We start from the raw sequence: 12343 nt of genomic DNA on the forward strand, positions 1-12343 counted from the left end.
GCATCATTGCATTGGCGGCTTTCATGTTATTCTGGCTTTACCTATTCACCCTTTACCGCCGCAACGCCATGCGGAAGCCGTAAGCCAGTCAGCAGAGGAAAGCCGGTAATTTTGAAAAAGATCATGACCCCTACAATATCGAAATGGCTGAAGCGGCTGGCGCTTGTTCTGGCGGTGCCGGTCGCCGGCGCGGTGCTGCTTGTCGCATACGTCACCTTCAAGATTGCCACTTACGAACAGGCCGATGATGCGGCACGGTTACAAAGCAAGCAGGTCTATCTTTCGGGCCTGCCGCAATCGGTGGGACAACACAGCCCCGATATCGTTATCATCCTGTTTGATGATCTGGGCTTTGGCGATGTCGGCTTTACCGGCAATACGTCGATCAAAACACCCCATATAGATGAGCTGGCCGCCAACGGTGTGGTGCTGACGAATTATTTTGCGCCGGCGCCGGTCTGTTCGCCATCGCGGGCGGCGATGCTGACCGGACGGATGGCGCCGCGAAACGGGCTGACGGCGGTGCCGTTTCCTTCCGGCACGCCGATTGACCTGTTGAACCGGTTTTTTGACAATCCGGTGCGTCTGCCGCGCGAGGAAATCATCATCGCCGATGTGCTGAAGGCCTCGGGCTTTCACACCGCCATGGTCGGCAAATGGCATATGGGCGATCATGATCAATCCATCCCGACCGAGTTTGGCTTTGATATTTTCTTCGGCACCTATCACTCCAATGACATGAACCCGTTTCATCTGGTTGAAGGCGCTGCGGGCGATGGTGAAAAGATTGCATACGCCGACCCGGTCGATCAGACGACTCTCAACGGGCTATACGCCGAGAAGGCCGAGCAATTTATTGCCGGTGCGCCGCAAGACAAGCCGATGTTTCTCTATTTCGCGCATAATTTTCCGCATGTGCCGCTATACACCGCGCCGCATGAGCATGGCCGCTCCGATGCCGGTTTGTACGGCGATGTGGTGCAGGGACTGGATGACACGGTGGGACGCATAGTTGCCGCACTGAAAAAGCGCGGCACGTTCGACAACACGCTGATTATCATCACCAGCGATAACGGTCCGTGGTGGGAAGGCCGCGGCACCGGGCGCGGGCGCAAGGGCGAGACTTTCGAGGGTGGTGTTCATGTGCCGTTTGTTGCGCACTGGCCGGCGCAATTGCAGCCGCGTGTCTCCGGCGAACCGGTCATGGGTTCCGACCTGCTGCCGACATTACTGGACGAATTGAAAATTGCCGCTCCGGCCGACAGAAAACTGGATGGCCTGTCAATCAGCCAGACGCTGCGTGGCGGCAAGACGCCGCATGATGCGCTTTATTATTATGGCGCCGGTACGCTGATGGCAGTGCGGCAGGGCCGCTATAAATACCGTGACCGCAAGCCGATTGTCTATGCCACCGACCCGGTCTTCATTCCGGTCTGGAGCGACCACGGGCCATTTTTGTTTGACATGGAAACGGACCCGGACGAATCATACGATGTGTCAACGCACAGGCCCGATGTGGCAGCGCGCCTCAAAGAAATTCTTGATGCCCGCAATGCGGAAATGGCGGCCAACCCGCGGGGATGGAAGTAAGAGAAGGACGCTTTTTTCCCGTTAGCTAACCCAACTTAGTCAACCAAGATAGCCCCATTAAATACGGTCAAAAAAGTCCTTAACTTTTATCCCTCAAAAAAAACGGCAAGCCAGAAGTTCCGGTTTGCCGTTATTGTCTTTAATCTCTCCGGAATATAGAAGCGTCTATTTCATTTGCTCCATTTCCAAATCTTCAATCAGCCCAAAAGTCCGGTAGGGTGTGCCGTCTTCATCATGGCACTGCCGGAAGGAACAGCCAAGATCGCCGGCATGGGCGGGAGTGATGAAGCCGAAAGCCAGATCTTCAAGTAATCCATCGGCGCAATCATTGGGAACACTTTGTCCGGGATTCGTAAAGCGGTAGGCGCTACAGGAGAGCAAATCACCGGCATGGGCGGGGGCGGATGTAAAAGCGACAGGGCCACCAAGAGCCAGAGCCATTACAAGAGCCGTTGAAAGCATAGTCAGAGGTTTCATTTGCCGTTCCTTTCCATCGCTCCTGCGGGGAGCTGTTTCATTCGGGGCGATATGGTTGCCTATTACATTACCGCATAAGTGTCATGACTTTCATCAACTTCGGGTCACAATTTAGTCAGGCGGGCACAATATTGCGGGTCAGGCGAATCAGGAGAACCGCAGGAGACGAGTATTTCTGAGAATACAGGTCTCTGTGTTAATTACATGGCCTGCAACAGAATGACCGCAAAAAAGTGCCTATCGATTCGGCCCTAACCGGTCCACGAATAATTCCGGATATAAGCCTCTATATATAAGCCCCTATACCGGTTCGGTCGTGAACACCGATGCGGTATTGCCCAGATCGGCCATATTGGCCGTCATGGCAGGAAAACCGTGATTAAGAAGTGATTCGGGCTGCCAGCCTTCCAGCCGCGCGACGCTTTGCACCGGACGGGGCTGGCTGAACAAAAAGACCTCATTGCCGCGCACCGCAAAAATCTGCCCGTTTACCGAGCAATCCGGCGCAACAAGAGCGACGGCACACGAGGCCACCTGTTCGGGGCGCATGGCGTTTTTCATACGCTCGACCCGCTGCTGCGAGGCTTCATCCTTTACGGGAATGGTCGCGATCATACGGGTCCACGCAAAGGGGGCGATAACGTTGGAGTGGACATTCTTCAGGGCTCCCTCCATGGCAATAATCCTCGAAAGGCCCACAATGCCCATTTTGGCCGCCGCATAATTTGCCTGTCCTATATTGCCGATCAGGCCGGAGGTGGATGTAAACAGAACAAACCGGCCTTCCTCCTGCTTGCGAAAATGATTGACGGCACAATGGGTTACATTAAACGATCCCTCAAGATGAACGGTGAGAACGGCCTCCCAATCTTCTTCGGACATCTTGTGAAACATGGCATCGCGCAAAATACCCGCCGGATTGATGATGCCGTGGAGACCGCCAGAAACATCCATGGCCTGCTCGATCATGTGCTCAACACCGCTCCTGACGGTCACGCTGTCGGAGTTGGCAACCGCCTCACCGCCCGCCTTTCCGATTTCGTCAACAACCTCCTGCGCCGGACCGGCAGAGCCCTCGTCACCGCCGGCGACACCACCGCCCAGATCATTCACCACGACGCGGGCTCCCTCGGCGGCGGCCAGCATCGCACAGGCTCGCCCGATGCCCCGGGCCGCACCCGTTACCAATATGGTTTTACCCTCCAATACGCCTGATTTCCGTGGTGCCATCGTTGTCTTACTCCCTGTTATCCTGATTATCCTGTTTGCAAATTCTCATCCCCGGCGACTCCTTGCTTAGGCGGGGACGGAGCAAGGCTAGCGGTTATGGGGGGCTATCTCAACCCTTCCGCCCTGTTCCGCACCGCCATTTGCACCCCTGCGGCCTGTTTTTCATGCACCCCCGCTTGATTTTGGCTATAATTTGCGGTAATGCTGACATTCCCGACTCAGGAGCAGTCCCGCAACAAGGAGAGGAACGGAAAAGGAATATGGGTGGCCAAAGAAGAAGTACTTGAAATTGATGGTGTAATCATGGAATTATTGCCTAATGCGACTTTCAGGGTTCGTCTGGAGAATGGTCACGAGATTGTGGCGCACACCGCCGGTAAAATGCGTAAGAACCGCATCCGCATTCTGGCGGGTGACACGGTTACGGTTGAAATGACCCCTTACGATTTAACCAAGGGGCGTGTTACATATCGTCACAAATAACAAATAATATGCTAATCTAATATGGTTATCCGGCGCAGAAGAACCCGGGGCCACAACGAGGGAAGGAAGACAGATGAAAAAGATACTTTTAGGTAGTACGGCACTGGCGACGGCGGGTCTGATGGCAGCACCGGTTGCGGCGTCGGAACTTTCCGTCACTATCAGCGGCCATTTGAACACCGGCTTCTATGTCATCAATGCTGATGACAATGTTACCAATGCGTATGACGGCGAGTTTGTACGACAGGTCCACAGGCCTGGTACGGCTGTGATGGGTGATCCCGGATATATTATGGATGATCCTGGATATATTATGGATGGTGATGGAAATAGAATTCGTATTCCTGCTTCCGTTCCTCGGGCCACTGTACTTCTTAATCAGCTGCACCCGCTTAACCAGCGCCTGCTTGCCCAGGGCGTGGCGCATGATGATCTGCCGTGGCGGTTCGTGCATGCCGTTTGTGTGCAAGGTGGTGATTTCTTACCGGTAACCAGTCCAGGATTCCGAGGCCATAATGCTGCCTATCATCAGTCCTTTATTGCCGACACACCTGCCCATAACTATGGATGGTGTGAAGATCAAAACACTGGTGCCAGAGGGGAACCTGTATCGATACACCCGGACCTGCTACGCATCAACCGTGATTCACGGCCCCCAAATAACCCCGATAATGCTCCAGACGAGGTCCTCTATTATACCCAGACCGTAGAAAATGCGCCCGAAAGGACGGACGAATATTCGCAGAATCAGGCCAAACTGGGCAGCGGAGAAATCAACATCAAGGCGGAGGGGACCCTTGAAAACGGCATGCAGGTCGGCGGAGAGGTTGTCCTTGAAGCCTTTGAAGGTTCGGACGCCCGTGACCTCGTTGACGAACATTACATCTATGTCAACGGCGGGTTCGGACGCCTCGTTCTGGGTGGCATAGAGGGGGCCGCCTATCAGATGCACTATTCGTCGCCGTGGTTCGTGCCGGGGAACGGTGTCGACTCGCCGAACTTTTACAACATCTCGCGGACGAGCGTGCGTACCAACACATACGCGCAGATGTCCGGCAATGCCATCAAGCTGAGCTACTTCACGCCCCGGATTGCCGGGTTCCAGCTGGGGACTTCCTATACGCCCAACAACCGTGACGTAAAAGGGCTACGGAACAGTTTCGGTCTGCAAACGACGGAAGGAGCGGGCAGCGATGGTCTGGAGAATATTTATGACGTGGGTGTCTCCTATACGCGGCGCTTCAAAGCTCAGGGATATTATGCTGTCGATTTTGCCCTGAGCGCCGGCTATGAGACCGGTTCATCCAATATTACCGGAGCGGAAGACCCGGTTAACTGGACCGTCGGCGGGGCCCTTGCATGGAGAGCGCTCACCTTTGGCGGTGCCTATTACTATGGCGAGAATCAGGCCAACACTATTCATACCGGTGACCGTGAGACAACCGCATGGACTGCCGGTGTGGCATGGAACCGGGGTCCGTGGAGTGCCGGTGTAGCCTATTTTGATGCAGAAGAGGAAGGCGGCATGAGAATCCACAGGGCTACGGATCAGACTACTATTAGGCGTCATCCTGATGATCCAGACATAACTGAGCCGGTGGCTCTGGGAGCTTCGCGAAACACGTTCCTGCAGGTTGGCGGCAGCTATGCCCTCGGACGCGGCGTTGACATCGGTGTTGAAGTCCAGCTGATCAAGGACGACAACGGCGGCAACCCGAATAATAACGGGAGATTCCAGACGCAGGAGATCAAGTCAACATCAGGTGGTGTTGTCATGAACATCTCGTTCTAGTTATAGATCCGGCGTTGAGACGTTAAAAAACCCTGTTTGAGTCAACAGTTTGGGCTTCGCCGCTGCAAAGCAGAGCGTTCTCACAGACACAAAGCGGGAGTAGCCATTAGACCGACTGACAGGTCTGTAATATTCGTCCAGCACGGAGCAAAAGACTCACAGGGTCTTTTGCTATCAACCCTGCCAGCCGGCAGGGTTGACCGTTTGGACGGATTTTTGATTAGAGGGGTTTAGTCCAGATCTTCAATCAACCGTCCTGTCTGGTCCCAGGAGCAATCCTTATTCGGGCCGCAGAAAAACTCCTTCGCCGAATCGCCGGCAAAAGCTGCGGGGGCCGGTGCGCCGAGAACCAGCGCCAGTGCCAGTACGGATAAAATCTTCATTGTCTTTTCCTTTTTGTTACCTGTTGTTAGTTGTCATGACTCTCCGGTCCGGTAAACCCTATCACGGCGGGGACCACGGTCAATATCCGTTTTGAAACACCGGGGCAAACCGCAGGCTTATCACGGTTTTTTTGAAGGGCTCCGGAAAATGTGGTATTGGTGTCCCGAATTCGGGGACGGGTACGGGAAACGGAGGGGTTATTGATCCGGCAAAGTTTCGCTTTCATTGCCCCATAATTTACACAATAATATTGACGCAATTATTGACACAATAATTTCTCCCGCACACGCCTCAGGAGCAGCCCTGCAAAGAGGTCAAGCATTCTTACCGGTGGGTTTTAGCCATGTCTCATCCGTCACGGACGCTCATTCTGGCCAGCGCCTCACCGCGCCGGAAAGATTTGCTGGCACAAATCGGCGTGACACCGGCTGTCATCACCGCAGCGGAACTTGACGAAACACCCCGTCCCGGGGAAATACCCCGCCTGCTGGCAAAACGTCTGGCCTGCGAAAAAGCCAACACCGTTGCAGCCCGGCATTCTGACGGGGCCGTGTTGGCGGCGGATACGGTGGTGGCCTGCGGACGGCGCATTTTGCCAAAGGCAACAGATGAAGAGGCGGCCCGGGCGTGTCTTACTCTTTTGTCGGGGCGCGCGCACCGCGTTTATACGGCCGTGTGTCTGGTGATTAACGGCAAAGCCCTCGAAAAAATGTCCGAGACACGCCTCATTTTTAAACGTCTGCATGAGCAGGAGATTGCCGCCTATCTCAAAACCGGCGAGTGGCACGGCAAAGCGGGCGGGTATGCCATTCAGGGCTATGCGGGCGCTTTTGTTCGGCAACTTACGGGTTCGTGGACAGGCGTGGTGGGGCTGCCTCTTTTTGAAACCGCCGCCCTGCTTAACGGGAATGGTCTTTTGCCGGCTACCGGCGGGGGTAATCTTTTGGCTTCATCCCCGCCCTCTCCCTCGTCGCCTCATGAGGAAGGTTCATGAATACAGGTCGTAATACTCATAAGACGGCTTCATCCGGGGGGAAGCCCTGCCCCATCTGCAAGAAGCCTTCCGTTGCGGCGTTTCAACCCTTTTGTTCGCGGCGGTGCGCGGATGTGGATTTAGGGCGCTGGCTGAACGACAATTATGTTATTTCAGGCAGCGGCTTTGGCGATGATCCGGACGGGGAGGAAGAATAGGCCGGCATCTGGACAGGCATATTTCTATTGCCTATAACCCCGATGGGGCTTCACAAAACCCCAATGCCCCCTGTAGGCCCAGGTAGCTCAGTCGGTAGAGCAGCGGACTGAAAATCCGCGTGTCGGTGGTTCGATTCCGCCCCTGGGCACCTTTCCGCCCTGTCCTTTGCCAAGGCAGTGGTTCATATTGTAACGCACAATTAATTTTGTCACTTTCTAACTAAATCTGTCACCAATATAATTAAGCTTTGTCACCAAATTCATAAGATATTGTTTTTAAGGCAAATATTTTTCCATTTTTGCAATCTGCTTTTTGCCATTTTGCCAGAATGACGTAGCGGGTAGTTTGTTGCTTTATGGGTTACCTTGGACACATATTGCCTTATTTTTAGGGTGATTATATAAAGCAGCCTCGGGCAAAAAGTCGTCTTCGTGGATAGCAATTACCACTCCAGCGCGACCTCTGCACGGGCATCAGTCCTGATATCATCGCCCAGATCCACGGACCGACCAGCCAGCCTCACACGACCCGTGCGTGGGCTTGTGAGGGTACCGGTCAGATCGGACCGCCAGCCTCCGCCAAGGTCCATGGTCAGCCCCGTATGGACACCGCACAGCGCCGCATCATATGCTCTCAGCAATGTGCCATCTTCAGGAATCATGTGCTCGTAACGGCAACTGACACGCATCAGAGACCTGATATGGGGTGTTACCTCGTAATTTGTGCTTAGATGAGCCGTCAACGCCAGCGTGGGCCCATTCTCCCAGGAGCCGGTGCCACGAACGGGTGAGAAATCAGAGGCGGGAGACACGAATTCCGCATCTACCCGCATCAGGCCTCCTTCCAGTGCCAGTCCCAGACGTTCAGTGTGGCTTTCGGTTGCAGACGGAGGATGCGCCATAAAGGCTCGCAGGGTAAAGGCACCGAACCCCTCCAATCTGGGCAATGGCGCGGCTGCGGGTGTCAGGTATCACGTCCATCCAGACTTTTCTGGACTTCTTCTCCGTGATGCCGATCACGATCATCTTTGTCGGGCCCCCATGACTGTTCGGAATCCTGTCAACTGTCAGATTCCGAGATTACATTACTGGCATGCCAGATGATTTTTATTCCGTTATGCTCCAAATCGTCTTCAGACGAAACGACCTCACCATCCCAGTTGTCTTGCCGGGAGATCTGCCGCCAGTGTAAAATCGCATTCAAGTCTGTCTCATACGCACTAAATATGTCTCAAAACGCATTAGCCTTTGTCTCAAGATTGATAAATAATTGATTTTTCTATAAAATAATTACTGCTTGTGCAAACTTTTTTTGACCCTTGACCTGCCCCCATCAACACGTCCAGTTTGAAAGTTAGTTTATGATCGCTCTGGAGTCAGTTTAGGTCACATCTTCTCTAACAATCCTGATGGTCCAATTTATGGGGGAGGGTCAATCCTACGAGCAATCTAAGTATTAAGTTCTATTACTTTTCTCAGAGCTTCTCGAGCACTTTCATCCAAAGGAATACTTAATGCTGGTGCTGAAATATCTAATATTGAGGCTAATTTGAAAATACCTGACATGTTTTTATTATTGCACATTCCTATAATTTCAGGACAAACATAGCTTGGATTAGAAAATCTAAATCCTTGATTATTTGCTACTAGAGACCAGTGCTTAACAACAAGTCTGTCTAATGCTTCGTTTATTTCTTCCTTTCCGTCTTGGCCATGCCAATGAGCTAATATATTGAGTACCCGAAAAAAAGCCCCCCAAAGTTCGGTCGGCGTAGTGTCGTTTTGCCTTAAATAAAGGATGGAAGCTGCAGCTAATTGATAAGCATCATTGACTGGCTGCTGTCCACCAAGGACTCCGATGAAATCGGTAAACTCTTGAATTAATGCAACACTAGTTTCTGCATCACTAACCCATTGCTCAAGAGGAAGATTTTCTTCTGGTTCCAAAATTGTAAGAACCAAAGATGCCCCAATAATTCTCCATAATATATGCTCAAAATTATCTTTCCAATATTGGCTGGGCAAAGGAGCAATTTCTTCTCTCATCGTGCCAATATCAATTCGCCCTGCGTGTTGCTTGTTATGAGCCATAATTTCAAAAACAGATACAGTTCGAGAGATAAGAAGCGAAAAATCACCTTTTTTCCAGCAATTATCAAGCATAACTAACCGCTGCCTACCAACTAAGAGAGTTGTAGGCGGCTCTGTAAATTTTCGGCGGGTGTATTCGTATATTCCTAGATCCAATTCTAGGTTCTGCTCCGTATATGACAGAATCTCCCAAAGAGTGTGAATATCTCGAGTGCCGTAATTGAGTATATCCTCACCTGGATCAGTATTAGTGAACATACCTACAAATGGTTTTGTTAAATACTCACCTGCAGTTTGATTCTCAGCTTCTGATGCTTCGTTGTAGATGCAGGTTAGTGCATTTCCAACGCTAGCATAAAGGTAGTGTGAATATAGATCCTCAGTAATAGGAATGTTCTCAAGAAGAGATAGCACCACCTTAAACTTTTTCAAGGCTTCAGACCATTCACCGCGCTCCCAAATTGCTAAAGCAGCTTCGGCTTGAAAGCCTGCTTGAAGCGCTGGAGCCCGAGAATGGGGGTTTTCAACCCTACCTACAATGTCAGCAGCTCGGTTGAAAAAAATCTCTACTTTCTTCAAGGAATTAATTTTTGCCGCACAAATGCCAGCCAATTTTAACATAAATACATTTGCCTTATCATGCATTTCGTCATTTTCCCAGATGACATCATAAATTATCGCTGCTTGGGTGTATTTTTCTTGGTGAAAGAATATTTTTGCTTTCTGGTTAAGTAAATAAATATCATTTGGGAATTTGACTAATCCTTCTTCAATAATGCTTAGTGCTTGATCAGACTTCTCCATATATTCATCTAGGATTATAGTTTTTGCAATTATTGCTTCTTTCAATAGATTGTTGCAATTCCATGCTTGTGACATATCAATTAATTTGTCGAAGACCCTTATTAGATTACTGGTATCGTATTCCTCTTTATTAACCTCTTTAATCCACGCACAACTAATCAGGTCTCCCGCAAAATCTACATTTAAATTAAATGTTCCTATTAAAAATACTCGTTCATCATTAGATAATTCATCTAAAGTATTTATAATTTTTTCAAGATGCTCAACTCCGGATACTCTATAGGCTTCAAGCAAAAACAATGTTTGAGCAAAATGGTTATTATCTGAAATTCTTAAATCTGGAAAACTTTTTGGAAAATTGCTCGCTAAATCCGCTAATTCTTCCGTGTTTTCAATTACATCTCTGATACCTAAGAGCATAGGGATAGTTGTTTCTGGTGGTAGTGCAACTTCTGCCTGAGTGAGAATTATAGAATATGCCATCGCAATAACAGCCTGCTTGCCCCGCACTTGTTGAATATTTTTTATTAAACCGCTCACGGTATTCACTAACCTAATTACATCTGGTTTTTTACCCCTTGTCTCAGCTATTTTAATTTGAGCTAGTCTGAACAAAATTTCTACAGATGGGTCATTTGGCAACAATTTTCTTTCGTCTGGGCCCATCCCTACAATGAGGTCCCCTACAAACGTAAAGTTTTGCAATTGTTCCGTATTAAGTTGAATTATTCGACTTGATAAGATAGTAACAGGATTAGAATATTCTGAGTAAAATGCATGAATAAATGCCTCAAAAACTTCAAACTCATTGAGTGACTTCTGACTGATAATTGAATCTGCTATAATTGAGTGAACTGCCTTAATTTCTCTTATATTAAGAACATGATTCGCTGAACTCATCAGCAATGGTGACACTCTGTATTTTTCCTTTCCTTCATCCTCAACCCAGGGGCCGATTAACTTCTCAAACACTTCACCTGGTAACGAAATTGCAGGTGGACATTCAGCAATTTTAATTGCAGTGCTACGGGCGAAACTACCAGATATGATAGATAGTCTATACAGGAGGCGTCGGGCATCTTCAGTATCTAACTCTTGCGTTAGATAATTTCGAAAATTTCTTTGTACTTCAGAAAAATCTGGCGCCGATAACGCTTCTTCTGGTGAAAGTGCTTGCCAGCCCTTTTGACTCTGGCTACGAACCCGTGCATGTACTAATTGAGGGTGACCATGAGAAAATATTCTTATTACTCTCGCCCAATCCTTCACAGAGGGTTCATCGGATAGCCCATGTAATTTTATTGTATCGCTTATTTCGCTTTCATCCATATATGGTATTTCATGAATGGCGTCATCCGACAGTTCAAATTTTGGAAAGATAGATACCGGTGGATTGTAGGGAGAAGTAATTATTAGATAACCTCTAATTTCCCTTATTAAGTCTACAAATGAAGTCAGTTCTCCTTCAAATTCTCGCGACTGACTAAAATCTAAATCATCTAAAACAAAAAATGGTTCAATAGATCTTCCATGGACGGCAAAATATCCAACCCTAAGAATATTTCTAACTACTTCAGGTGTTAGCCCTCTCAATCCCGCCCTATTCCATTCACCTCCAATATTCCTAGTTATTTGGGTCGCCAAATTTGTTTTCCCAAGCCCACTACTACCGTGAATAATAAGTATTCGTTCAATCTGTATTATGTCAGTTTGTGTTTGGACTAATTTTGTCCTTGGTGATGATCCATCTGCAACTGGTACTGGACTACCAAAAAGGAGCCTTGGTGATGAGCCATCTACGACTGATATTGGACTATCGTAATTAATCGCCAAAGCAGCTTGCTCACCGCCAATAAACTGTTTTAGCGCTGTATCCACTAGCGCCTTAAGGCTTGGGGAATTTGTTGCAATAGATTTCTGAGTGGCAGCAAACGCCGTTAGCTGATGATATTCACTTTTTGGAATTCTGATAGTTGCAGAATTTGCAAATGCATCTAAAAAATCTTTTCTTCTTAGCGGAAACTTATTGTTTAATCTAATGTGCTCAATTACCTGTTGCAGTAAGTCAGGTAATGCACCACGACTATCATCTGGTAAGATGCCACTCCCATCCCCGTGGTACACTAGGCGCTCTTCAATTAAATCTATGAGGCTCTCAAGTTGCTTCTCGCCTAAATCCCACTTAAATTTTAATAATAATTTATTTCTAAATTCATCGTCTGAAGCAATAGTTGACCTGCCCCCATCCACACGTCCAGTTTGAAAGTTAGTGTATGGTCGGTCTTGGGTCAATCGGGATGA

The 12343-nt window shown here is 49.2% G+C and carries 11 protein-coding genes and 1 tRNA gene; 6 read left to right on the forward strand and 6 right to left on the reverse strand.

Features of this window, described 5'->3' with window-relative positions:
- Positions 1 to 111: 111 nt before the first annotated feature.
- Positions 112 to 1590 carry a sulfatase-like hydrolase/transferase gene (locus V6Z81_10340; GenBank protein MEG9862864.1) on the forward strand — a complete coding sequence of 493 codons (1479 nt, stop codon included), beginning with the start codon at positions 112 to 114 and terminating at the stop codon, positions 1588 to 1590.
- Between the two features lie 165 nt (positions 1591 to 1755).
- Here V6Z81_10340 and V6Z81_10345 read toward each other — a convergent pair whose 3' ends face one another.
- Entirely contained in the window at positions 1756 to 2067 is a 312-nt protein-coding gene (locus tag V6Z81_10345; protein MEG9862865.1) for a hypothetical protein, read from the reverse strand.
- Between the two features lie 300 nt (positions 2068 to 2367).
- Positions 2368 to 3297, reverse strand: coding sequence for an SDR family NAD(P)-dependent oxidoreductase (locus tag V6Z81_10350; protein ID MEG9862866.1), 930 nt, complete (start codon positions 3295 to 3297; stop codon positions 2368 to 2370).
- Positions 3298 to 3561: 264 nt separating this feature from the next.
- On the opposite strand from V6Z81_10350, the gene infA reads away from it, so the two are divergent.
- Positions 3562 to 3780 (forward strand): translation initiation factor IF-1, encoded by a 219-nt coding sequence (gene infA / locus V6Z81_10355; GenBank protein ID MEG9862867.1) that lies wholly within the window; start codon positions 3562 to 3564, stop codon positions 3778 to 3780.
- 73 nt (positions 3781 to 3853) lie between these two features.
- Complete coding sequence (locus V6Z81_10360) at positions 3854 to 5572, forward strand: porin (GenBank protein MEG9862868.1); 1719 nt, start codon at positions 3854 to 3856, stop codon at positions 5570 to 5572.
- A gap of 230 nt (positions 5573 to 5802) precedes the next feature.
- Here V6Z81_10360 and V6Z81_10365 read toward each other — a convergent pair whose 3' ends face one another.
- On the reverse strand, positions 5803 to 5955 hold the full coding sequence (locus V6Z81_10365; protein MEG9862869.1) for a hypothetical protein: 153 nt from the start codon (positions 5953 to 5955) through the stop codon (positions 5803 to 5805).
- A 344-nt stretch (positions 5956 to 6299) separates the two neighbouring features.
- Here V6Z81_10365 and V6Z81_10370 point away from each other — a divergent pair, with 344 nt between their 5' ends.
- From V6Z81_10370 to V6Z81_10380, 3 genes are all read left to right on the forward strand, one after another.
- Positions 6300 to 6950: a Maf family protein gene (locus V6Z81_10370; protein ID MEG9862870.1), complete on the forward strand. Its 651-nt coding sequence runs from the start codon at positions 6300 to 6302 to the stop codon at positions 6948 to 6950.
- Positions 6947 to 7147 (forward strand): DNA gyrase inhibitor YacG, encoded by a 201-nt coding sequence (gene yacG, locus V6Z81_10375; GenBank protein ID MEG9862871.1) that lies wholly within the window; start codon positions 6947 to 6949, stop codon positions 7145 to 7147. The genes V6Z81_10370 and yacG overlap by 4 nt, the downstream gene beginning before the upstream one ends.
- A 76-nt stretch (positions 7148 to 7223) precedes the next feature.
- Positions 7224 to 7296 (forward strand) — tRNA-Phe (locus V6Z81_10380).
- Positions 7297 to 7590: 294 nt separating this feature from the next.
- Here the strand turns inward: V6Z81_10380 and V6Z81_10385 are convergent.
- From V6Z81_10385 to V6Z81_10395, 3 genes are all read right to left on the reverse strand, one after another.
- Positions 7591 to 8049 (reverse strand): hypothetical protein, encoded by a 459-nt coding sequence (locus V6Z81_10385; protein ID MEG9862872.1) that lies wholly within the window; start codon positions 8047 to 8049, stop codon positions 7591 to 7593.
- Between the two features lie 158 nt (positions 8050 to 8207).
- Complete coding sequence (locus V6Z81_10390; protein ID MEG9862873.1) at positions 8208 to 8351, reverse strand: hypothetical protein; 144 nt, start codon at positions 8349 to 8351, stop codon at positions 8208 to 8210.
- A gap of 245 nt (positions 8352 to 8596) precedes the next feature.
- Complete coding sequence (locus V6Z81_10395) at positions 8597 to 12292, reverse strand: hypothetical protein (GenBank protein MEG9862874.1); 3696 nt, start codon at positions 12290 to 12292, stop codon at positions 8597 to 8599.
- Between the last annotated feature and the right edge of the window lie 51 nt (positions 12293 to 12343).

The organism is Parvularculales bacterium, from assembly GCA_036881865.1.
Lineage (GTDB): Bacteria > Pseudomonadota > Alphaproteobacteria > JAPOUT01 > JBAJNM01 > JBAJNM01.